The sequence below is a fragment of the Arthrobacter sp. FW306-05-C genome, assembly GCF_021801725.1.
GTDB lineage: Bacteria > Actinomycetota > Actinomycetes > Actinomycetales > Micrococcaceae > Arthrobacter.
Map to the genome: position 1 here is coordinate 1,748,906 of NZ_CP084556.1, position 22,470 is coordinate 1,771,375.

Annotated in this window: 19 protein-coding genes and 1 tRNA gene; 18 read left to right on the forward strand and 2 right to left on the reverse strand. The window is 65.0% G+C overall.

Annotated elements, in window-relative coordinates; translation table 11 throughout:
• Positions 1–3: 3 nt before the first annotated feature.
• Positions 4–780: an imidazole glycerol phosphate synthase subunit HisF gene (gene hisF / locus LFT44_RS08060; RefSeq protein WP_142134148.1), complete on the forward strand. Its 777-nt coding sequence runs from the start codon at positions 4–6 to the stop codon at positions 778–780.
• Between the two features lie 91 nt (positions 781–871).
• Here hisF and LFT44_RS08065 read toward each other — a convergent pair whose 3' ends face one another.
• Positions 872–1,516, reverse strand: coding sequence for a TIGR03085 family metal-binding protein (locus LFT44_RS08065; protein WP_236802836.1), 645 nt, complete (start codon positions 1,514–1,516; stop codon positions 872–874).
• Between the two features lie 112 nt (positions 1,517–1,628).
• Here LFT44_RS08065 and hisI point away from each other — a divergent pair, with 112 nt between their 5' ends.
• From hisI to pyk, 11 genes are all read left to right on the forward strand, one after another.
• The gene (gene hisI, locus LFT44_RS08070) at positions 1,629–2,069 is read left to right on the forward strand and encodes a phosphoribosyl-AMP cyclohydrolase (RefSeq protein WP_236802115.1); all 441 of its coding nucleotides are present in this window, start codon (positions 1,629–1,631) and stop codon (positions 2,067–2,069) included.
• Between the two features lie 109 nt (positions 2,070–2,178).
• Positions 2,179–3,741 (forward strand): anthranilate synthase component I, encoded by a 1,563-nt coding sequence (locus LFT44_RS08075; RefSeq protein ID WP_236802116.1) that lies wholly within the window; start codon positions 2,179–2,181, stop codon positions 3,739–3,741.
• Positions 3,741–4,421, forward strand: coding sequence for a Trp biosynthesis-associated membrane protein (locus LFT44_RS08080; protein WP_236802117.1), 681 nt, complete (start codon positions 3,741–3,743; stop codon positions 4,419–4,421). Before LFT44_RS08075 ends, LFT44_RS08080 begins: the two co-directional genes overlap by 1 nt.
• 105 nt (positions 4,422–4,526) lie before the next feature.
• Positions 4,527–4,814, forward strand: coding sequence for an HGxxPAAW family protein (locus tag LFT44_RS08085; protein WP_236802118.1), 288 nt, complete (start codon positions 4,527–4,529; stop codon positions 4,812–4,814).
• Complete coding sequence (gene trpC, locus LFT44_RS08090; RefSeq protein ID WP_236802119.1) at positions 4,814–5,635, forward strand: indole-3-glycerol phosphate synthase TrpC; 822 nt, start codon at positions 4,814–4,816, stop codon at positions 5,633–5,635. The genes LFT44_RS08085 and trpC overlap by 1 nt, the downstream gene beginning before the upstream one ends.
• 111 nt (positions 5,636–5,746) lie before the next feature.
• A complete protein-coding gene (gene trpB / locus LFT44_RS08095; protein ID WP_236802120.1) occupies positions 5,747–7,066 on the forward strand; it encodes a tryptophan synthase subunit beta in 1,320 nt (439 codons plus the stop codon).
• Positions 7,063–7,929 carry a tryptophan synthase subunit alpha gene (trpA, locus tag LFT44_RS08100; RefSeq protein WP_236802121.1) on the forward strand — a complete coding sequence of 289 codons (867 nt, stop codon included), beginning with the start codon at positions 7,063–7,065 and terminating at the stop codon, positions 7,927–7,929. The genes trpB and trpA overlap by 4 nt, the downstream gene beginning before the upstream one ends.
• A gap of 3 nt (positions 7,930–7,932) precedes the next feature.
• Positions 7,933–9,099 carry a prolipoprotein diacylglyceryl transferase gene (lgt, locus tag LFT44_RS08105; RefSeq protein WP_236802122.1) on the forward strand — a complete coding sequence of 389 codons (1,167 nt, stop codon included), beginning with the start codon at positions 7,933–7,935 and terminating at the stop codon, positions 9,097–9,099.
• Between the two features lie 261 nt (positions 9,100–9,360).
• Positions 9,361–13,974, forward strand: a complete 4,614-nt coding sequence (gene gltB, locus LFT44_RS08110) for a glutamate synthase large subunit (RefSeq protein ID WP_236802123.1) — start codon at positions 9,361–9,363, stop codon at positions 13,972–13,974.
• Positions 13,967–15,424, forward strand: coding sequence for a glutamate synthase subunit beta (locus LFT44_RS08115; RefSeq protein WP_236802124.1), 1,458 nt, complete (start codon positions 13,967–13,969; stop codon positions 15,422–15,424). The genes gltB and LFT44_RS08115 overlap by 8 nt, the downstream gene beginning before the upstream one ends.
• A 64-nt stretch (positions 15,425–15,488) precedes the next feature.
• Entirely contained in the window at positions 15,489–16,994 is a 1,506-nt protein-coding gene (gene pyk, locus LFT44_RS08120; RefSeq protein ID WP_236802125.1) for a pyruvate kinase, read from the forward strand.
• 141 nt (positions 16,995–17,135) lie between these two features.
• Here pyk and LFT44_RS08125 read toward each other — a convergent pair whose 3' ends face one another.
• Complete coding sequence (locus tag LFT44_RS08125) at positions 17,136–17,741, reverse strand: ANTAR domain-containing response regulator (protein WP_141940978.1); 606 nt, start codon at positions 17,739–17,741, stop codon at positions 17,136–17,138.
• Between the two features lie 202 nt (positions 17,742–17,943).
• Here LFT44_RS08125 and LFT44_RS08130 point away from each other — a divergent pair.
• The 6 genes from LFT44_RS08130 to LFT44_RS08155 all read left to right on the forward strand — a co-directional run bounded on the left by LFT44_RS08130 (position 17,944) and on the right by LFT44_RS08155 (position 22,394).
• Positions 17,944–18,025: transfer RNA gene (locus tag LFT44_RS08130), tRNA-Leu, on the forward strand.
• A gap of 87 nt (positions 18,026–18,112) precedes the next feature.
• Positions 18,113–19,243: a tyrosine-type recombinase/integrase gene (locus tag LFT44_RS08135; RefSeq protein ID WP_236802126.1), complete on the forward strand. Its 1,131-nt coding sequence runs from the start codon at positions 18,113–18,115 to the stop codon at positions 19,241–19,243.
• A gap of 41 nt (positions 19,244–19,284) precedes the next feature.
• On the forward strand, positions 19,285–19,593 hold the full coding sequence (locus tag LFT44_RS08140) for a hypothetical protein (RefSeq protein WP_236802127.1): 309 nt from the start codon (positions 19,285–19,287) through the stop codon (positions 19,591–19,593).
• A gap of 161 nt (positions 19,594–19,754) precedes the next feature.
• Entirely contained in the window at positions 19,755–20,477 is a 723-nt protein-coding gene (locus LFT44_RS08145; protein WP_236802128.1) for an HNH endonuclease family protein, read from the forward strand.
• 484 nt (positions 20,478–20,961) lie between these two features.
• Entirely contained in the window at positions 20,962–21,585 is a 624-nt protein-coding gene (locus tag LFT44_RS08150; RefSeq protein ID WP_236802129.1) for a hypothetical protein, read from the forward strand.
• A 38-nt stretch (positions 21,586–21,623) separates the two neighbouring features.
• Positions 21,624–22,394 (forward strand): hypothetical protein, encoded by a 771-nt coding sequence (locus LFT44_RS08155; protein ID WP_236802130.1) that lies wholly within the window; start codon positions 21,624–21,626, stop codon positions 22,392–22,394.
• Positions 22,395–22,470: the final 76 nt, after the last annotated feature.

The window sequence follows — 22,470 nt, forward strand, 5'->3', positions numbered from 1 at the left end:
CCCATGGCAGTAGCAGTTCGAGTCATTCCCTGCCTCGACGTCGACGCCGGGCGCGTGGTCAAGGGCGTCAACTTCGAAGGCCTCCGGGACGCCGGCGACCCCGTGGAGCTCGCCCACCGCTACGACAATGCCGGTGCCGACGAACTGACGTTCCTCGACGTCACGGCGTCCTCCGGCAACCGCGAGACCACCTTCGACGTGGTCCGCCGCACCGCCGAGGAAGTCTTCATCCCCCTGACCGTGGGCGGCGGCGTCCGCGGCGTGGCCGAAGTGGACAAGCTCCTGCGCTACGGCGCCGACAAGGCCTCGATCAACACCGCGGCCGTGGCCCGGCCCGACGTCATCGACGAGATCACCCGGCACTTCGGTTCCCAGGTGCTCGTCCTGTCCGTCGACGCGCGGCGCACCCGCCCGGGATCCCAGCCCACGCCGTCGGGATTCGAAGTGACCACCCACGGCGGGCGCACCGGCACCGGGATCGACGCGATCGAGTGGGCCAGGGAAGCTGCGGACCGGGGGGTGGGGGAGATCCTGCTGAACTCCATTGACGCCGACGGCACCAAGGACGGCTTCGACCTCGAGCTCATCAAGCTGGTCCGGGCCGCCGTCAAGGTCCCCATCATCGCCTCCGGCGGGGCAGGGGAGCCTGCCCACTTCCCGCCCGCAGTAGCGGCCGGCGCGGACGCAGTCCTGGCCGCCTCGATTTTCCACTGGGGCCCGGACAACATGATGCACCAGGTCAAGGACGCCATCCGCGAAGCCGGCTTCGAAGTCAGGTAATGCCCGCCCGCCCCCTATCCTCGCAAGCTCGGCCAGGGAACCCCTGCGGGCGTGGGCCCATTTCGTCCTCTGTGGTCGTAGGCCTTGTTTTCTAGAGCCCTACTTCGGCTGACTGGAGGAGGGCGACGGCGTCCGGCTGGCCTTCGAAGGTGACCAGGGCGTGGCGGGTGCGGCCGTGGGCGTGCATGAGCAGTTCGCCCGGCTCGCCGACGATGGCCACGGAAACAGGCGCGCGCTTGGCGACGTGGCGGGGGCCGGACGGGCGCACCAGCACAATGCCAAGGTCCACGCCGCGGTACAGGATGGCGGCGCGCTTCACCAGTTCGTCCCACAGCGCGTCGGAGTAGGCCTCATCGAGTGCCCTGGGGGCCCACCGGTCCACGGCGCGCCGGACGTCCTCGGTGTGCACGAAGTACTCGATCAGGTTGGCGCTTTCGTCCAGCGCCTTGATGCTCATCGGAGAGAGCGCGGGCGGGCCCGCGCGGAAGGTGTTTACCAGCCGGGCGTAGTCGTCGCTGCCGGTGAGCTTGGCAGCCAGCTTGGCCGTGGCCTGGTCCGATGCCTTGGCCAGCCGCTTGATCACCAGGCCGAGACCGACGGCAGCCTTGCGCTCGCGCAGGTACAGGTGCGCGGCAAGGTCCCTGGTGCGCCAGCCCTTGCACAGCGTTGGAGCATCAGGGCCCGCCGCAAGCAGGGTTTCGGCCAGGACTTCTCGGGACGGTTCGACGAAATGCATCACTTGTGAAACTAGCACGAGAGCTGTGGAGTTGGGCAGCACTGGAGCGGCCGGTGGCGTGCCGTTGTTCACAACAGGAGAGCGGGTGCGTGAAGGCACTAGACTTGACCCGATGTCTGAGCAGCCAACCCCCGTCCAAACCGCAGGACCCGACGTGCCTCACGTGCCGTCGTCGTCCGTTGAAGCGCCCTCCGCCAGCCCCCTTCCGGAAGGGATCGCCGCGGCACTCAAGCGCGACGCCGCAGGCCTGGTGGCAGCAGTGGTGCAGCAGTACGACACCAACGAAGTGCTGATGCTCGGCTGGATGGACGATGAAGCCCTGCACCGCACCATGACCACCGGCCGGGTGACGTTCTACTCCCGCTCACGCCAGGAGTACTGGCGCAAGGGCGACACCTCGGGGCACGTCCAGTGGGTCAAATCCGTGGCCATGGACTGCGACGGCGACGCACTGCTGGTGCGCGTCGACCAGGTGGGTGCCGCCTGCCATACGGGCACCCGGACCTGCTTTGACGGCAGGGACCTGGCCGTGGTGGAAGGCCAGGCGGGCTAGGCAGAACCGCTGCCCGGGCAGGCCCCATCGAGGCTGCAGCCACCCAGCAAGCACACCCAAGGTGCCGGCACGGCCGGCCCTCTCGAAGAACAGGCGGACAAGCATAGCCATGCAGGACCTTGGAACCATCAGCCCGAGCCTTGAGGAATTCCGGGAACTCGCCGGCCACAGCCGTGTTATCCCCGTCAGGCTCAAGGTCCTGGCCGACGCCGAGACCCCCATCGGCCTGTACCGGAAGCTGGCGCAGGGCCAGCCCGGCACGTTCCTCATGGAATCGGCGGCGGTGGGCGGAGCCTGGTCCCGCTACTCCTTCATCGGCGCCAGGTCCCGCGCCACCCTGACCACCAAGGACGGCCAGGCGCACTGGCTGGGCGAGCCCCCGGCCGGTGTGCCGGTCAGCGGCAGCCCCGTGGATGCCATCCGCGACACCATCGACGCCCTGCGTACCGACCGCTTCGAAGGACTGCCGCCCTTCACCTCCGGCCTGGTGGGCTTCCTTGGCTGGGAAACCGTCCGGCACTGGGAACGGCTGGTCAGCCCGCCCGAGGACGACCTGCAGCTGCCCGAAATGGCACTTAACCTGGTCACCGACATGGCTGTGCATGACAATGTGGACGGCACGGTGCTGTTGATCGCCAACGCGATCAACTTCGACAACAGCTCCGAGCGGGTCGACGAGGCCTGGCACGACGCCGTGGCCCGGGTCAAGGAACTCCTGGCCAAGATCAGCGCGCCCGTGGTGCAGCCGGTCTCCGTGCTGGAGCCTGCGGCCCTGGACTTTGCCTCCAGCGTGCAGGAACGCTGGGATGAAGCCGAATACCTCGCAGCGCTGGACCGCGGCAAGGAAGCCATCGTGGACGGCGAGGTTTTCCAGGTGGTCATCTCGCGCCGGTTCGAGATGGAATGCAACGCGTCCGCACTGGACGTGTACCGCGTGCTGCGCAACACCAACCCCAGCCCGTACATGTACATCTTCAGCCTGGCCGACGCCGAGGGCCGGGAGTACTCCATCGTCGGGTCCTCCCCGGAAGCACTGGTGACGGTGACGGGCGAGGAAGTCATCACCCACCCCATCGCGGGCTCCCGTCCGCGCGGGAAGACCGTGGAAGCGGACAAGGCCCTGGCCGAGGAACTCCTGGCGGACCAGAAGGAACGCGCGGAGCACCTGATGCTGGTGGACCTCTCCCGCAACGACCTCTCCAAGGTCTGTGTTGCCGGTACCGTGGATGTCACCCAGTTCATGGAGGTGGAGCGCTTCAGCCACATCATGCACCTGGTGTCCACGGTGGTGGGCACGCTCTCCCCGCAGGCCAAGGCGTACGACGTCCTAAAGGCCACGTTCCCGGCCGGTACCCTTTCCGGGGCGCCGAAGCCGCGCGCCCTGCGGCTCCTTGACGAGCTGGAACCGCACCGCCGCGGCATCTACGGCGGGGTGGTGGGCTATTTGGACTTCGCCGGTGACATGGACATGGCCATCGCCATCCGGTCCGCCCTGATCCGGGAGGGGCGCGCGTACGTCCAGGCCGGCGGCGGCATCGTGGCCGACTCCGTGAACCCCACAGAGGCCCTGGAAACCGTCAACAAGGCAGCCGCGCCGCTGCGTGCGGTGCACACGGCAGGCTCCCTGCACAACATCTCCGCGGAATCACTCCCCGGTGGGGCGGAGTCCTGATGCCCGGTTCCGGAGTAGCCGCAGGCCAGCCAGGTAAGGCAGGTAAGCCAGGCCAGGCAGGGAAGGCGGCCGAGTCCTCGAGGTCCCGGGCTGTGCCCGTGTGGGCGCGCAAGTCCAACGTGGTGCTGCTGATCACCGTCCTGGCCCTGGCCGCCTTCGGGACCACTACGCAGACCTGGATGACGGCCACACTCGACCCCAACCAGCTGGGCCAGGCGGCAGCAACCCAATACGCGATCCAGGTGCAGGGCAGCAAGGCCGCCACCACCGTGACGGCCCTGGCCCTGGTGGCGCTGGCCGGCGGCCTCGCCGCGGCCATCGCCGGCAGGATCGCCCGCTGGGTCATCACCGCCATCATCCTTCTTGCTTCAGCCGGCGTGGTGACCGCCGCGGCCATGGTCCTGGCCGACCCCCTCGCCGCGGCGCAGGGAACCATCGCAGGCGCCACGGGCGTCTCAGGCAGCCAGGCCCACGTTGAGGTCACCGCCTTTCCTGTTCTCGCCGTCGTCGCCGGCTGCCTGCTGGCCCTGGCGGCCCTGTTGATCCTGCCCGCGTCCCGCTACTGGAAGACGCGCACCAAATACGACGCCCCGGCCACCGCCGGCAGCGCTGCACCGGCCGGCCCGGTGGACGAGATTGACAGCTGGGACCGGCTTTCCCGGGGCGAGGACCCCACTTAAGGCTGGGTTTGCCAGCGCCGGGCCGGGCGTTGAAGCCCGGCGGTACGCGGGCGGCAGTCAAAAAATGGCAGAATGTAAGCAGTATCCATCCTGAGGAGATTTTCCATGAGCAAAGCACCTGCGTCCGTTTCCAAGTCAGGCACCCGCACGGTTGCCCCCGGCGCCATTGACCACAGCCAGGAACTGGGCCACGGCAACAGCCCGGCAGCCTGGACCTGCGTCATCGTCATGCTCGTAGGCGCACTCATCGCAGCCATCGCATTCGTCATCGCCAGCACCCCCATCTTCATCGGCGGTGCCGTCGTCATGGTCGTCGGCCTGATCCTCGGCTACATCATGCGCAAGGCAGGCTACGGCGTCGAAGGCAGCAAGCTGAAGAACTCCGGCCACTGATGGCGACTGTTCTCGATGACATCAACGCCGGTGTCAGGGAGGATATGGAGGCCAGGAAGCGGCTCGTTTCCTTGGCTGAGCTGAAGGACCTGGCCCAGGCCGCGGCACCTGCCCGCGACGCCTGGGCGGCTCTCGGCGGAAGCTCCCCAACCCGGGAACAGCTGAAGGTCATTGCCGAAATCAAGCGCCGCAGCCCCTCCAAGGGCGATCTCGCCAGCATCGGAGATCCGGCGTCGCTCGCCCGGCAGTACGCCGACGGCGGTGCCTCCGTCATCAGCGTGCTCACCGAGCAGCGCCGCTTCAACGGGTCGCTGGCCGACCTGGACGCCGTTCGTGCCGCCGTCGACACCCCCTTGCTGCGCAAGGACTTCACCCTCGACGAGTACCAGATTTGGGAAGCCCGAGCCCATGGTGCCGACCTCATCCTCCTGATCGTGGCGGCCCTTTCCGACGCCCAGCTCGCCGAGTTCAGCGCCCTCAGCCACGAACTTGGCATGAACGTACTGGTGGAGACGCACACGGAAGAAGAGATCGAGCGTGCGGTCGCGGCCAAGGCGCGCATCATCGGCGTCAACGTGCGCAACCTGAAGACGCTCGACGTCGACCGTTCAGTTTTTGCCTCACTGGCGGGGAAGATCCCTGCTGAGGCCGTCGTGGTCGCAGAATCCGGCGTCCGTGACGCTGACGACGTCACGCATTACGCCGCCAGCGGGGCCAACGCCATACTGGTGGGCGAGGCGCTGGTAAGCCACGCGACCCCGCGCGAACGAATCGCCGAGTTCACTGCCGCGGGCGCCGCCGCCATCGCGGCCCGCGCCTGAGGCACGCGAACCTGATCCTGTGGGGCCGCCAGCCGGCCGCGCAGGACCGCACTCCGGCTCCACGCCGGAGCAGAAGACTTTTGACCGCCAACTTCGAAGAGGACAGGACTGATGGCTCAAGCACCCTCAGGAAACGCTGACAACAACACCGCGGAAGCATTCCTGCAGGGCGGATCCCTCCGCCACGCCCCGGGGCCGTACTTCGGCAACTACGGCGGGCGATGGATGCCGGAGTCCCTCATCGCCGCCCTGGACGAACTCGAAGAGACGTTCAACAAGGCCAAGGACGATCCCGAGTTCCGGGCCCAGATCGCGGACCTGAACAAGAACTACTCCGGCCGTCCGTCCCTGCTGACGGAAGCCAAGCGGTTCTCCCAGCACGCCGGTGGAGTGCGTGTGTTCCTCAAGCGCGAGGACCTGAACCACACCGGATCGCACAAGATCAACAACGTCCTGGGCCAGACGCTGCTTGCCAAGCGCATGGGCAAGACGCGCATCATCGCTGAAACCGGCGCCGGCCAGCACGGTGTGGCCAGCGCCACGGCAGCCGCGCTGATGGGCATGGAATGCGTGGTGTACATGGGTGCCGAGGACTGCCGCCGGCAGGCGCTGAACGTTGCCCGCATGGAACTCCTCGGCGCCAAGGTCATCCCCGTCACCAGCGGATCGCAGACCCTCAAGGACGCCATCAATGACGCCCTCCGTGACTGGGTGGCCAACGTCGCCAACACCCACTACCTGCTGGGGACCGCGGCGGGCGCACACCCGTTCCCGGCCATGGTCCGGTACTTCCACGAGGTGATCGGCGAGGAAGCCCGAGCCCAGATCCTGGAACAGGAGGGGCGCCTTCCGGACGCCGTCTGCGCCTGCATCGGCGGCGGCTCCAACGCCATCGGCATTTTCCACGGCTTCCTGGACGATCCTTCCGTGAAGATCTACGGCTTCGAGGCCGGCGGCGAGGGCGTTGAAACCGGACGCCACGCCGCCACCATCACGCTGGGCAAGCCCGGCGTGCTGCACGGCGCCCGCTCCTACCTCATGCAGGACGACGACGGGCAGACCATCGAGTCGCACTCCATCTCCGCCGGCCTGGACTACCCGGGCGTCGGCCCGGAGCACTCGTACCTGGCCGACATTGGCCGGGTCAGCTACGAGCCCATCACCGACAGCGAAGCGATGGAGTCCTTCCGCCTCCTGTGCCGCACCGAGGGCATCATCCCCGCCATCGAGTCCTCGCACGCGCTGGCAGGCGCCATCAAGGTGGGCCAGCGGCTTGCCGCCGAGGATCCTGCCGCCGCGGGCGACAAGATCGTCATCGTCAACTTGTCCGGGCGCGGTGACAAGGACGTGGCCACCGCCGCCGAATGGTTTGACCTGCTGGACAAGAATTCCGCCGAATCCGAGATCGGCAAAGAGGGGGAGCAGCTGTGAGCAGCGCAGAGATCAACGGCACGGCAGGAACGGCCAACCCGGCACCAGGCACCAGCAAAGCTGCTGCCGCCATCGACAGGGCACGCGACCAGGGCCGCGCCGCCCTAATCGCCTACCTGCCCGCCGGCTACCCCAGCGTTGAGGAATCCATCACCGCCGGCATCGCAGCGGCCCGGAACGGCGCCGACCTGATCGAGATCGGCATTCCGTACTCGGATCCCGTCATGGACGGCCAGGTCATCCAGGCCGCCACCACGGAGGCGCTTGCCAAGGGCTTCCACGTCAGCCAGGTGTTCGACGTGGTTGCCGGCATCACCAGCCAAACCGACGCCGCCGTCCTGGTCATGACCTACTGGAACCCCGTGGTCCGCATGGGTGTGGATGAATTCTCGCGCCGGCTGGCCGAAGCCGGGGGAGCGGGGCTCATCACCCCGGACCTCATTCCTGACGAGGCCGCCGAATGGATGGCAGCCTCGGACAAGTACGGCCTGGACCGTGTGTTCCTCGTTGCCCCGTCGTCCACCCCGGAGCGCATGCAGCGCACCGTGGACGCGAGCCGTGGCTTCGTTTACGCCGTCTCCATCATGGGCGTCACAGGTGCCCGTACGTCCGTGAGCAGTGCCGCCAAGGATGTTGTCGCCGCAGCACATGGTGCCGGCGCGGAACGTGTCTGCGTAGGCCTGGGTGTGTCCAATGCCGACCAGGTGCGCGAGATTGCCGCCTACGCAGAAGGCGTCATCGTGGGCACCGCCCTGGTGAAGACCCTGGGCGACGGCGGCGTGGACGCAGTTGCCACCCTCACCAAGGACCTCAGCACCGGCCTGGCGAAGGTCAACGGGGCCACGCAGGAAAGCGGGGCCTAGTCCATGGAGGCACTCCTTCAGGCAACCGCACTGGCTCCCGCCCTGGTTCCGGCGAGCATCCCCAGCCCGGACTGGTCCGGTTTCGACATCCCCCTGCCATGGGGCAGCCTGCGGATCCACGCCTACGCGCTGTGCATCCTGGCCGGAATCATCGTTGGCCTGTGGTTGACCTCCGTGCGGTGGGCCAAGCGCGGCGCCCCTGAAGGCAGTGTCTGGGACATCGTTATCTGGGCCATCCCCTTTGGCATCATCGGCGGCCGCCTCTACCACGTGGTCTCATCGCCGGACGCCTACTTCGGACCCGGCTTTGACGGCACCGGTGACCTCTCCCTGATCCCGCAAATCCAGCGCGGCGGGCTGGGAATCTGGGGCGCCGTCGTCCTCGGGGCCGTCGGCGCCTGGATTGGCTGCCGCCGCAGCGGGGTCAAGCTGAGTGCCTTCGTTGACGCCGCGGCACCCGGGCTGCTCCTGGCCCAGGCCATCGGCCGGTGGGGCAACTACTTCAACCAGGAACTCTTCGGCGGACCCACCACCCTGCCGTGGGGCCTGCAGATCGACCCCAACAACCCCAACTTTCCCGCAGGCATGCCTGCAGACACCCTGTTCCACCCCACCTTCCTTTACGAGTCGCTGTGGAACCTGGCCGGCGTACTGATCCTGCTCGCCCTGGACCGGCGCTTCCACTTCCGCCGGAGCCGGCACTTCTGGCTGTACGCCATGTACTACACCCTGGGCCGTGTCTGGATCGAAGCCATGCGCATCGATGACGCAGAGCAGATCAGCATCTTTGGCATCACCACACGGCTCAACGTGTGGACCAGCATCTTCGTCTTCCTCGCGGCACTGATCGCCTTCATTCTCCTGGGCCTCAAGGGCCGCCCCGATCCGGACACCGTCTATCTGCCCGGCCATGAACCGGAGAGGTCCGTGGAAGCCTCCACGGACTCAGGCGCCAGTCATGAAGTCCGTGATACGGACCGCGGTGTCTCAGATAGTGATTCGCGTGGTAATCTCCCTGATAACCACAGCGGTTCCAGGCATGCTTCCGACCCCACGGAAGACGCCGCGGCGGCACCGGAAGGCTCAAAGCCCGGAACGGATGCCACCGCTGCCGGACACTCCGGCAGCACAGCCACCGGACCCGCGTCGGAGGCAGGCACCGTCAAGTAGGGCGCCGGCCAGGCAGGGCAGCAGAGCCACCGCTCGAAGGGCCCGAAGAACCACAACGTCGTGGCATGGGGCAGTCCGGACAGCCAGTAATGGCCACCGGTGCTGCCCTGGGCAGGGGCCTGCGTAACCTTTAGTTCCGCAGGCCGCGCTGACCTACAATTTCCAGTAATCAACACTTTGTTGTGCCCATCGCAGCGGCGCCGACGAGTGGGGCCAACGGTGTCCCTTCCATACGCACGATCAGGAGGAAGGACGTCTCCCATGACCCAAACTCTTAACACTCCCAGCTGGTCCGAACCGGACCAGCCTGAGACTGCACTGTCGCCGTTCAAGCGCTTCGCAGCCATGCCGGAAGCCGCCGGGCTGTACAACCCGGAGCAGGAGAAGGACGCCTGCGGGCTTGCGATTATCGCGACGCTGCGCGGCGAACCCGGGTACGACATCGTCGACGCCGCGCTGACTGCGCTTCGCAACCTCGAGCACCGTGGCGCCGTGGGTGCCGACGAGGGCACCGGCGACGGCGCAGGCCTGCTCATGCAGATTCCGGACGAGTTCTTCCGGGCCGTCACGGAGTTCGAACTGCCGGCCCCCGGCCAGTACGTGGCCGGCACCGCCTTCCTGCCTGCCGAGCAGCGGGAAGCCGACGCCGCCAAGGCCGGTATCGAGGGCCTGGCTGCCGATGAGGGCCTGAAGGTCCTCGGGTGGCGTGAAGTGCCCATCGTTGCCGATCTGGTCGGTGCCATGGCCCGCGCCTGCATGCCCTACTTCTCCCAGCCCTTCCTGGCATCGGCCAACGGTGAGGAACTGGACCGCAACGAGCTGGACTCCCGTGCGTGGCGGATCCGCAAGCGGGCCCAGAACAAGTTCGGCGTGTACTTCCCGTCGCTGTCCTCCCGGACCATCGTCTACAAGGGCATGCTCACCACCGCCCAGCTGGAGCCGTTCTACCCGGATCTCTCCGACAAGCGGTTCAAGACCAAGCTGGCGATCGTGCACTCGCGCTTCTCCACGAACACCTTCCCGTCGTGGCCGCTGGCGCAGCCGTTCCGCACCATCGCCCACAACGGTGAGATCAACACCGTCAAGGGCAACCGGAACTGGATGCGGGCCCGCCAGTCACAGCTCGCCAACCCGCTGCTGGGTGACTCGCCGGAAGAGCTGTACCCCATCTGCACCCCCGGCGCCTCCGACTCCGCGTCCTTTGACGAAGTTGCGGAGCTGCTCTGGCTCTCCGGCCGCCCCATCACGCACTCGATCATGATGATGATCCCCGAGGCCTGGGAAAACCACGCCACCATGGATCCGGCCCGGCGCGCTTTCTACGAGTACCACTCGCTGCTCATGGAACCGTGGGACGGCCCCGCTGCAGTCTCCTTCACCGACGGCAACCTGGTCGGCGCCACCCTTGACCGCAACGGCCTGCGCCCCGGCCGCTTCTGGATCACCGAGGACGGCCTGATCGTCTTCGCCTCCGAGGTGGGCGTGATCGACGTCGAACCCTCCAAGGTGGTCAAGAAGGGCCGCGTGTCCCCGGGCAAGATGTTCCTGGTGGACACCGAGGCCGGCCGCATCATCGACGACGAAGAGGTCAAGGCCGAAGTAGCCGCGGCCAATCCGTGGGCCGAGTGGGTCAAGGACAACCTGATCGACCTCAACGACCTGCCCGAACGTGAGCACGTGGTGCACACGGCCGCGTCCGTGAACATCCGCCAGCGCACCTTCGGCTACACCACCGAGGAACTGAAGATCCTGCTGGGGCCGATGGCCCGCACCGGTGCCGAGCCCCTTGGCGCCATGGGCTCCGACACTCCCGTGGCCGTGCTGTCCAAGCGCCCGCGCCTGCTGTTCGACTACTTCGTGCAGTCCTTCGCGCAGGTCACCAACCCGCCGCTGGACGCCATCCGCGAAGAACTGGTCACCTCGCTCACCTGCGCCATCGGACCCAATGGCAACCTCCTGGACACCAAGCAGGTCCGCCAGCCGCAGGTCCAGCTGCCGTTCCCGGTGATCAATAACGACCAGCTCGCCAAGATCGCCAACATCGAGGACGCCGACGGCAACCGCGTGGCCATGAAGGTCCGCGGCCTGTACCGGCCCGAAGGCGGCGAAAACGCGCTGCGTGCACGGCTCACGGAAATCTGCGAGCAGGTTTCCGGCGCCATCAACCGCGGCGTGCAGTACATCGTGCTCTCCGACCGTGACTCCAACGCCCAGTGGGCGCCCATCCCGTCGCTGCTGCTGGTCAGCGCCGTGCACCACCACCTGCTGCGCAGCGCCAACCGCACCAAGACCGCCCTTGTGGTTGAAGCCGGTGACGTCCGCGAAACGCACCACGTGGCCGTGCTCATCGGCTACGGCGCCTCCGCCGTCAACCCGTACCTCGCCATGGAGTCTGTGGAGCAGCTCATCGCCGCCGGCGACGTCACCGGAGTGACCCCGCAGGACGGCGTCTACAACCTGATCAAGGGCCTGGGCAAGGGCGTCCTGAAGATCATGTCCAAGATGGGCATCTCCACCGTGGCCTCCTACACCGGAGCCCAGACCTTCGAGGCACTGGGCCTGGGCCAGGAACTGGTGGACGAATTCTTCGCCGGTACCCACTCCCAGCTTGGCGGCGTCGGCCTGGACGTCATCGCAGCCGAGGTTTCCGCGCGCCACCAGATGGCCTACCCGGACGGCGGCATCGAGCAGCCGCACCGCCCCCTGCTGGGTGGCGGCGAGTACCAGTGGCGCCGCGACGGCGAACCCCACCTCTTCAACCCGGAGACCGTCTTCCGGTTGCAGCACGCCACGCGTGAGCGCCGCTACGACATCTTCAAGTCGTACACCAAGGGCGTGGACGACCAGTCCACCAACCTGATGACCCTTCGCGGCCTCCTCAAGTTCAAGAACGAGCGCCCCTCTGTTCCCCTTGAGGAAGTGGAGCCGGTCTCCAGCATCGTCAAGCGGTTCTCCACCGGTGCGATGAGCTATGGCTCCATCTCGCAGGAGGCACACGAGACGCTGGCCATCGCCATGAACCAGCTGGGCGGCAAGTCCAACACCGGTGAAGGCGGCGAGGATGTTGAGCGCCTGCTGGATCCGAAGCGCCGCTCCGCGGTCAAGCAGATCGCGTCCGGCCGGTTCGGTGTCACCAGCCTCTACCTGACCAACGCCGACGACATCCAGATCAAGATGGCGCAGGGTGCCAAGCCCGGCGAAGGCGGCCAGCTGATGGCCCAGAAGGTCTACCCGTGGGTGGCCCGGACGCGGCACTCGACCCCCGGCGTCGGGCTCATCTCCCCGCCGCCGCACCACGACATCTACTCCATCGAGGACCTCGCGCAGCTCATCTACGATGCCAAGCGCGCCAACCCCTCGGCGCGGGTGCATGTGAAGCTGGTGTCGGAAGTCGGGATCGGCACCGTGGCGTCCGGCGTGACCAAGGCGAAGGCCGACGTCGTACTTGTCTCCGGACATGACGGCGGCACCGGCGCCTCGCCGCTGAACTCGCTCAAGCACGCCGGTGTTCCCTGGGAGCTGGGCCTGGCCGAGACGCAGCAGACGCTGATGCTCAACGGCCTGCGCGACCGCGTGGTGGTGCAGGTGGATGGCCAGCTCAAGACCGGCCGCGACGTTGTCATTGCTGCCCTGCTGGGCGGCGAGGAGTTCGGCTTCGCTACCGCCCCGCTGGTGGTGGAAGGCTGCATCATGATGCGCGTCTGCCACCTGGACACCTGCCCCGTAGGTGTTGCCACGCAGAACCCCGAGCTGCGTGCACGCTTCAGTGGCAAGCCCGAGTTCGTGGTCAACTTCTTCGAATTCCTTGCTGAGGAAGTCCGGGAGATCCTGGCAGAGCTCGGTTTCCGCAGCCTCGAGGAGGCGATCGGCCACGCCGAGGTGCTGGACACCCGCGAAGCGGTCAACCACTGGAAGGCCGACGGGCTGGACCTGGACCCGATCCTGCACGGCCTGGAGTTCGACGACGACGCGCCGCTGCGCAACATGACCGGCCAGAACCACGAGCTGGACAAGCACTTCGACCAGCGCCTGATCACCATGGCCACCGAGGCGCTGACGGACCGCAGCCCGGTGAAGATCACCGTCGACGTCATCAACACCGACCGTTCGGTGGGCACCATGCTGGGCCACGTTGTCACCAAGACCTTTGGTACCGACGTCCTTGCCACGGACACCATCGACGTCACGCTGAACGGCACCGCCGGCCAGTCCCTGGGCGCCTTCCTGCCCGCGGGCATCACCCTGCGGTTGTTCGGTGACTCCAACGACTACGTGGGCAAGGGCCTGTCCGGTGGCCGGATCATCGTCCGACCGGACCGCACCAACGTTTTCAAGGCGGAGACCAACGTGATCGCCGGGAACGTGATCGGCTACGGCGCCACCAGCGGCGAGCTGTTCCTGCGCGGCCAGGTGGGCGAACGCTTCCTGGTCCGCAACTCCGGTGCCACCGCCGTCGTCGAAGGCATTGGTGACCACGGCTGCGAATACATGACCGGCGGCCAGACGCTGATCATCGGACGCACGGGCCGCAACTTCGGCGCCGGCATGTCCGGCGGAACCGCGTACGTCCTGGACCTGCGGACCACCCGCGTCAACAAGCAGGCACTGGAATCCGGTGAGCTGCAGCTGCGCGAGCTGGACGCCGAGGACCGCGACATTGTCCACGGCCTGCTGGTCAAGCACGTGGAAGAAACTGACTCCCAGCTGGCTGCGCGCCTCCTCGAGAATTTCGACGACACCGCTGCCCGCATCACCAAGGTGCTGCCGCGCGATTACGCGGCCGTGCTGCAAACCCGCCTCGACGCCATTGAAGAGGGCCTTGACCCCGACGGCGAAGAAGTATGGTCCCGAATCCTGGAGGTTACCGGTGGCTGATCCACGCGGATTTCTGAAAGTACGCCAGCGTGAAACCCAGCCGCGCCGTCCCGTCCCTGTCCGCATCATGGACTGGAAAGAGGTCTACGAGGCACAGGAAAAGGGCACGCTGAAAGCCCAGGCCGGGCGCTGCATGGACTGCGGTATCCCGTTCTGCCACCAGGGCTGCCCCCTGGGGAACCTCATTCCCGAGTGGAACGACCTCATGTGGCGGGACAAGGGCGAGGAAGCGATCGAGCGCCTGCACGCCACGAACAACTTCCCCGAGTTCACCGGCCGGCTCTGCCCCGCCCCCTGCGAGGCGTCCTGCGTGCTGGGAATCAACCAGCCCGCAGTGACCATCAAGCAGGTGGAAGTCTCCATCATCGACGAGGCATGGGACAACGGCTGGGTCAACCCGCTGCCGCCCGCCCGCCTCACCGGCAAGACCGTTGCGGTGGTCGGTTCCGGCCCCGCCGGCCTCGCCGTCGCCCAGCAGCTCACACGCGTGGGCCACACCGTCGCCGTCTACGAGCGGGACGACAAGATCGGCGGCCTGCTGCGCTACGGCATCCCCGACTTCAAGATGGAAAAGGAGCAGGTGGACCGCCGCGTCGAGCAGATGAAGGCCGAAGGCACCCGATTCCGGACCGGCGTCGCTGTGGGCACCGACGTGACCTGGGAGCAGCTGCGCAGGCGCTACGACGCCGTCGTCATTTGCACCGGTGCCACCGTTCCTCGTGACCTGCCCATCCCGGGCCGTGACCTTGACGGCATCCACTTCGCCATGGACTACCTGGTGCCCGCCAACCGCGCGGTGGCCGGTGAAACCATCGAAAACCAGATCAACGCCAACGGCAAGCACGTGGTGATCCTGGGCGGCGGCGACACCGGTGCCGACTGCCTGGGTACCGCGCACCGGCATGGCGCCGCATCAGTGACCACCCTTGCCATTGGCAAGCAGCCGCCGTCGGAGCGTGCCAGCCACCAGCCGTGGCCGACGTTCCCCACCCTGTTCGAGATGGCCAGCGCGCACGAGGAAGGCGGCGAACGCACCTACCTCGCCTCCACTGTCGAGTTCGTTGGCGAGAACGGCAAGCTGACCGGCGTGAAGGTGGCCGAGACCGAGTTTGTCGACGGCAAGCGGCTCCCGAAGGCCGGCACCGAACGGATCATCCCGGCCGACCTGGTGTTCCTGTCGCTCGGCTTCACCGGCGCTGAGCCTGCGGGCATCAGCGACCAGGTGCATGCCGAGTTCGACGGCCGCGGCAACGTTGCCCGCGACGGCTACTACATGACCAACACCGAAGGCGTGTTTGTTGCCGGTGACGCCGGCCGCGGGCAGTCCCTGATTGTGTGGGCCATTGCCGAGGGGCGTGCCGCCGCTGCCGCAGTGGACAAGTACCTGATGGGAAGCACCATCCTTCCCGCCCCCGTCGCACCGACGGACCGCGCCATCGCCGTCCTCTAGGACTGCACCGAGGGTTCACCTCGCCGACAACTTAAACAATGCAAGTGACCAATAGGGTAGGTATATGAGACGCGCAAAAATTGTGGCTACGTTCGGCCCGGCAATTGCCAGCTACGAAAACACCCTCGCGGTGCTGGAAGCCGGCGTTGACGTCGCCCGCATGAACATGAGCCACGGTGACTACACCGTGCATGACAACACCTACGAGAACGTCCGCAAGGCAGCGTCCGACCTTGGCAAGGCCGTGGCCATCATGGCCGACCTCCAGGGACCAAAGATCCGCCTGGGCCGTTTCGTGGACGGCCCGCACGCGCTGGCCGTCGGTGACATCTTCACCATCACCACCGAGGACGTTCCCGGTACCCAGGAGATCGCCTCCACCACCCTGAAGAGCCTCACCGAGGACGTCAAGGTGGGCGATGCCCTGCTGATCGACGACGGCAAGGTGGCCTTGCGCGCCATTGAGGTCGACGACGTCAAAGTGGTTGCCGAGGTGACCGTTGGCGGCATGGTGTCCAACAACAAGGGCATCAACCTCCCCGGCGTGGCCGTCAACGTTCCCGCGCTGAGCGAAAAGGATGAGGACGACCTCCGTTGGGCCATCCGCCGCGGTGTTGACCTGGTGGCTCTGTCGTTTGTCCGCGACGCATCGGACATCAGCCGCGTGCACGAGATCATGGACGAGGAAGGCCGCCGCGTACCGGTCATCGCCAAGATCGAAAAGCCGCAGGCCGTGGAGCAGCTGCCCGAGATCATCGACGCGTTCGACGCCATCATGGTGGCCCGTGGCGACCTCGGTGTGGAACTGCCGCTGGAGGAAGTGCCGATCGTCCAGAAGCGCGCCGTGGAACTGGCACGCCGGTGGGCCAAGCCGGTCATCGTGGCCACGCAGGTGCTCGAATCGATGATCGATAACCCGCGCCCCACCCGTGCAGAAGCTTCGGACTGCGCCAACGCCGTGCTCGACGGTGCCGACGCTGTCATGCTTTCCGGTGAGACAAGCGTGGGGAAGTACCCCATTGAGACCGTGAAGACCATGGCCCGGATCATCGAGTCCACCGAGGTCCACGGCCTGGAGCGCGTCCCCCCGCTGGGCACCAAGCCGCGGACCCGTGGCGGTGCCATTACGCGTGCCGCCGTCGAAATCGCCGACCAGTTGGACGCCAAGTACATTTGTGCGTTCACCCAGTCCGGTGACTCGGCCCGCCGCCTGTCCCGCCTGCGGCCGATCAAGCCGGTCTTCGCTTTCACCCCAGTGGAGCAGGTCTGGAACCAGATGGCCCTCACATGGGGCATCCAGCCGGTGCTGGTGCAGATGGTGGACCACACGGACGCCATGACCGCGCAGGTTGACCGCAGCCTCGAAGAGATGGGCCTGGTCCAGGACGGTGACCTGGTGGTCATCGCCGCCGGTTCGCCTCCCGGAAAGGCCGGCTCCACCAACTCCCTGAAGGTGCACAAGGTGGGCGACCTCGCCGACTCCACCCGCGGGGGAGAGATCGCAAGCAACCGCGAGAAGCTCGGCCCCTGGCCGGAAAAGAAGAAGAAGAACCAGGCCGCAGAGGCCTAGCCTTCTGACAAAGCAAAAAGGACCCCTGCCTTCTGGCAGGGGTCCTTTTCGCTGTCTTGCTTTGGTGACCGGCCACTGTGGTTACCGTTCCCGGTTGGTGGCCGGGCCGTCGTCGTAATTCCTCCGGGCCCGGCCTGCGCGCTAGTTGACCTGGTTGATGATGGTTTCGGCGACCTCGCGCATGCTGAGGCGGCGGTCCATGGACGTCTTCTGGATCCAGCGGAAGGCTTCCGGTTCCGTCAGGCCCATCTTGGTGGTCAGCAGGCTCTTGGCGCGCTCCACGAGCTTGCGGGTGGCGAACTGCTCCTGCAGGTCCGAAACCTCGCCCTCGAGGGCCTTGATTTCCTCGTGGCGGGAGAGTGCGATCTCCAGCGCCGGGATGAGGTCTGCGGGCGTGAACGGCTTGACCACGTAGGCCATGGCGCCGGCGTCACGGGCCCGCTCCACCAGTTCCTTCTGGCTGAAGGCGGTCAGCAGGACCACAGGGGCGATGCGGGCCTTGACGATCTTTTCCGCTGCCGAGATGCCGTCCATGACGGGCATCTTGACGTCCATGAGGACCAGGTCAGGCTTGAGTTCCTCGGCGAGCTGGACGGCCTTCTCGCCGTTGTCCGCCTCGCCCACGACGTCGTAGCCTTCACCGCGCAGGATCTCGATGATGTCGAGGCGGATGAGGGTTTCATCCTCTGCCACAATGACGCGGCGCGCCGGCTGGGACGTGGGCTTGGACTCCGTCTGTTCAGTCACGGGATCTCCTTGAAAAGGTACGGCGGGACATCACTATCTTAGGTGCCACCGCGGCTGTACTTGGCTTGCAGGGGTTCGGTTGCGGCGACGGCGGCGCGATTCTGGAATTCAGCCTATCTGCATGTAGAGTAATTCCGCGTACGTGAAGCGATCGCGTTGCTCACAGTCAGCTGTGGGCGTACTTTCGCTCCTCGTATTCCGCGCCCGAGTGGCGGAATTGGCAGACGCGCCGCACTCAAAATGCGGTATCGAAAGGTGTGTGGGTTCGAGTCCCACCTCGGGCACAGTGTTTCCGCAGGTCAAGCGGCACTTACCACTTTGTGTGTTGACAAAAACCCCTAAAGTGTTGACAGCGGCGTACCGTTTTTGATGTGGCAAGCATTCGTAAACGCACCAAAAAGGACGGCACATCGTCCTACATGGTGTTGTGGCGGGACCCGAAGAGCCGCGAGCAGCAGGGCCTGACAGTTGCCACGATCGTCGAAGCCGAGACCCTGAAGAGGCTTCTTGACGCCAACGGCCAGTCCTTCGAGATCGCCCAGCATGCCATTCTGTCGAATGAGAAACGCACGCCTACTGTGGCCGAAGTCATCCAGGAGCACATCGACCTGTTGATCCGCCCCTCAAGCGGAACCACGAAGACGTACCAGACCATGCTGGACCTTCATATCCGGAACGTCATCGGCCATGTACCGGTGGACAAGCTGGATTACCGTCTGATCGCGCACTGGGTGAAGTCGATGATGGCCAAGGGCAAGGCGCCGAAGACCATCCATAACGTGCACGGCCTGATTTCGGCAGCCATGAATACCGCGGAGATGCTCGGCTACATCACGCGGAACCCCTGCCGCGGCGTGCAGCTTCCCGGAATTGAGAAAGCCGAGGACGAGGCAATGTTCCTGACCCATGGCGAGTTCAGCCTCATCATGGAGGGCATGGGGGAGCGGTACAAGGCTTTCACCAACTTCCTTGTCATGACCGGTACCCGCTTTGGAGAGGCCACCGCGCTGACCGTGGCGGACGTTGATCTGCTGTCCAAGCCGCCTACCGCCCGGATCAACAAGGCATGGAAGCGGGACGGCCAGAATCAGTTCTACATCGGGGCGACGAAGACAGGTGCCGGTAAGCGAACCATAGGACTCAACCCTGCCTTGGTGGAGCTGCTGATACCGCTGGTGGCGAGCCGGCCTGGTAAGGAACTTGTGTTCACCACGCCCAAGGGTGAGCGAATCATCCACAAGCTGTACTGGCACCACTACTGGATCCCAGCCGTTCGAACGGCCCAGGGGAACGGCCTAACTAAAGACCCTCGGATCCACGACCTCCGCCACACTCACGCATCATGGCTAATTCAGGACGGCGTGCCCTTGTTTACCATCTCGCGCCGACTGGGACATGCGTCCACAAGGACAACGGAACAGGTTTACGGGCACTTGATGCCGGAGGCGCTTCAGGCCGGTGCTGACGCCACAGAGCGCTCGGTCACTGCCTTCCAGAGGTGACAGGCAGGCCTAAGGTCATGTCGGAGGGTCTTCCTGCTGGCATGAACATGGAAACAGGTCCCATTCTGTCGGAGGTTTCCGTGGATATCGAGTTTTTTGAACCGGCCGAAGCTGCTGCTCTCATGCGCTGCACCGAGTCATGGCTTCGGGACGGCGCAACCAGCGGACGCTTCCCCCACGCGTGCTGGGGCAAAGGAAAGATCATCTTCACCTCCGAACACATCCTCGAAATTGCCAAGCTCAGTGAGATCCTTCCCGGCAGCACTGGTTCGCCTTCTGGCAGTCTGCCCGGGACAAACGAACGGTTGATCGGTACCCGCTCCAAAGTCAGGCTGGCTACGGCCCACTGAATATGCGTGATTGTTTCCTGCCCACGATGTGCACAGTACACCCAGTGCGGATGCTCCCAGATGGTGACGGCCCCTGGTGTGTGGCAGGCACCACGGAAATGGTTGCCCGCGCCAGGCGCGGGTCGAAGCTAGCGTGGAACGACCCCATGATTCAGAGGACCATGAAGACCACCTGCTCGCCCGCCCAAGTTCTGACCGCCGTTACTGCCTTGATGCTGGCTGCGTCATTAGTAGGTTGTGACGTTACAGCCCACGCCTTCGAAGCCGTCCAATCTGCTCCAGGCATTCCTGGGCGAGAGACGGTAGATCCCGAAGCTGCAGGTGACGCCGCAAGGGCCCTCGTCCAACTGGAGACCATCCCGGTGAAAGGTCGGGCTCCCAAGACAGGCTATACGCGCGATGAGTTCGGGCCAGCCTGGGCGGACGTTGACCACAACGGTTGCGATACCCGCAATGACATTCTTGCCCGGGACCTAATCGACAAGACCTTCAAAGCTGGCAGCAACAACTGCGTAGTTGCCAGCGGCACCTTGGCCGACAAATACACCGGCAGAACGATTACCTTCGTCCGCGGCCAGGACACGAGCTCAAAGGTCCAGATCGACCATGTCGTGCCCCTGAGTGATGCGTGGCAGAAGGGTGCACAGCAACTCAGCGACGAGCGGCGTATGGAGCTCGCCAATGACCCGATGAACCTCATGGCTGTGGATGGACCGACCAACGCCGCCAAGGGCGACAGCGACGCCGCGACGTGGCTACCGCCGAACAAAGCCTTCCGGTGCGAATACGTCGCCCGCCAAACTTCCGTCGAGGCAAAATACCGTCTCTGGGTCACTCAAGCCGAGCATGACGCGATTGTCGGCATTCTCGAAATCTGCAACTAAATCCATCGGCGGTGGGCGAGTCGGCGCGGCGTCTTTAGTTTCATATGCGGAGGGCAGCGTTGGGCTGTTTTACTTGGGCCGAAGACAGACATGAAACGGTGCGCCAGCCGTCAGGTAGGGGCTCAGGATGAGCGCACAGGCGGCCAACAATCACGAGATATTCGAGCGTGTCGTCGGACAATATCAAAGGTTCCCTACGGCCATCTGCGTGTAAACGGATGGTAGTAGACGGGCTGCCCACCCCGGATTGCTCAGTCCGCGGCAGCCGAAGAACCGGGGGGCAGATGGTCTCCCAAGCTAACAGGGGGAGCTAAATGATATTGTTCGGACCAATGTATAGGGGGATGAGTTGGGGAAAAAGGCGGCTAAACCTGGGCTAAAGGTTCTCGATCTGGTCACTTCGGACCATGGCTCAAAGGACTTATGGCAGGGCCGTGCTCAGGTGTTTGTGAAAGCGCCGCGAAAGGCTGGGCATGCTTTGATCTTGCATGAATTCCTGGCGGCTCGACTCGCCAACTCCCTTGGTATACCCGTCCCTTTTGGCGAAGTGTCCGACGTGATGAATGGTCGCGAGGCATGGACATCCGCCGTAGCAGGGCGGACGGGGAAGTTCTATGGTCCCCCCGATCTCAGCGAGGTCTACTCCAAAGAACCCCACATAATGGCTGGCGTAGCCGTGTTCGACGTCTGGATATACAACCCGGACAGGGTCTCTGAGAATCTCGTCTGGCACCCCAACATCGGTCTGTGGGCCATTGACCACGAAGGGGCATTCCTCGGCGAGCATCGGAGTGACCCGGCGGAACTCAAAGAACTTGCGGATGAGGGTTTCCTCTATCCGGGCCGCAAGGCCATAGCTTTCAAACCTGAAGATTGCTCGGCTTGGACTAAGCTTATTTCACGGCAAGGCGCGGCCATTGCTGCTCACGCGCTGGACATCTGCCACACTCGAGCGTTGCTGACGCTGGACGCCAAAGCTCATTACTTAAATTTCCTCGAGCGGCGCGCCAAAAACATAGCGAAGCTAGTGGAGCACAGCTTGGAGCTAAGGGCTCATCCCGAATCTTTTCCGCTTCCGGGTGGCGCATACACTGAGCCGCTCCATTAGAACGTGTGTTCGATTACGCTGTAGCTTACTAACTAACGTTGGAGGTGTTTCCCCTGCACGCAGAATGGTTCCTCATTCAGTACACCCATGACCTGCGGCGCCACGAACCCCGGAATGTAGGAATAGCTGTTAAATCTCCGGCGGGATGGCACCTTCAGTTCGTCGGCGAACGTCCGGACGGAGGCTTCGACGGTCATAAGTTGAAGAGCTTTAAGCTGGAGCGCGATTACTTCGAATCATGGGTGAAGTACTACCGGCGTTCGGCGGAGTCAGACACGTGGGAGGACGCGCTGACTCTCCAACAGCGACGACCGCATAACTTCGCCATATCGACGGGCGGGGTGCAGCTTGAGACAGAGACAAATTGGCAAGCTTTCACAGCTCGTCTTTTCGGAGAACTTGTCGCCGATCCTGCTCCAAAGCCGGGTGATGACTTCGACAGCCGGGTAAGGAAGCTCTTCCGTGCTGCCAATATCACGCCGCAGGAGAACGTGGAGATGGAGGGACTTTGGACACCCGGCGGCCCCGTCCATCGCATCAGGTTTGACTTCGGCGTTCAGCAAGGCCAGGGCGGCGTCATTGAGAAAGTTCCGCTTAGAGACACCCCCGTATTCAGCTTCAAAGGCAGGCGAGATGCCGTCCAGCTGCGAGATCCTAGAACGAAATTCATAGCTATAACTGAATGGACAGGCAGGGAAAGCGAAGACAAAATGGATGCGCTGCTGCACCCACTGGAAGAAATCGCCCAAACAATAAACCTTGAGGACAGCACTGCCGCAGATCAACTCGTAGAAGCGCTGGCTCTGTGACCGAGGCTCGCGGCGTCGCACCTACGCTTTACGGGTTAGCTAAGTGGTTCATGCATAGGGCATCCGGCTGAAAGCT

Bases quoted from the DNA above. Each gene is read 5' to 3' on its own strand.
- hisF (WP_142134148.1), top strand. From the start codon at position 4: ATGGCAGTAGCAGTTCGAGTCATTCCCTGCCTCGACGTCGACGCCGGG.
- LFT44_RS08065 (WP_236802836.1), bottom strand. From the start codon at position 1,516: ATGCATTTCGTCGAACCGTCCCGAGAAGTCCTGGCCGAAACCCTGCTT.
- hisI (WP_236802115.1), top strand. From the start codon at position 1,629: ATGTCTGAGCAGCCAACCCCCGTCCAAACCGCAGGACCCGACGTGCCT.
- LFT44_RS08075 (WP_236802116.1), top strand. From the start codon at position 2,179: ATGCAGGACCTTGGAACCATCAGCCCGAGCCTTGAGGAATTCCGGGAA.
- LFT44_RS08080 (WP_236802117.1), top strand. From the start codon at position 3,741: ATGCCCGGTTCCGGAGTAGCCGCAGGCCAGCCAGGTAAGGCAGGTAAG.
- LFT44_RS08085 (WP_236802118.1), top strand. From the start codon at position 4,527: ATGAGCAAAGCACCTGCGTCCGTTTCCAAGTCAGGCACCCGCACGGTT.
- trpC (WP_236802119.1), top strand. From the start codon at position 4,814: ATGGCGACTGTTCTCGATGACATCAACGCCGGTGTCAGGGAGGATATG.
- trpB (WP_236802120.1), top strand. From the start codon at position 5,747: ATGGCTCAAGCACCCTCAGGAAACGCTGACAACAACACCGCGGAAGCA.
- lgt (WP_236802122.1), top strand. From the start codon at position 7,933: ATGGAGGCACTCCTTCAGGCAACCGCACTGGCTCCCGCCCTGGTTCCG.
- gltB (WP_236802123.1), top strand. From the start codon at position 9,361: ATGACCCAAACTCTTAACACTCCCAGCTGGTCCGAACCGGACCAGCCT.
- pyk (WP_236802125.1), top strand. From the start codon at position 15,489: ATGAGACGCGCAAAAATTGTGGCTACGTTCGGCCCGGCAATTGCCAGC.
- LFT44_RS08140 (WP_236802127.1), top strand. From the start codon at position 19,285: ATGAACATGGAAACAGGTCCCATTCTGTCGGAGGTTTCCGTGGATATC.
- LFT44_RS08145 (WP_236802128.1), top strand. From the start codon at position 19,755: ATGAAGACCACCTGCTCGCCCGCCCAAGTTCTGACCGCCGTTACTGCC.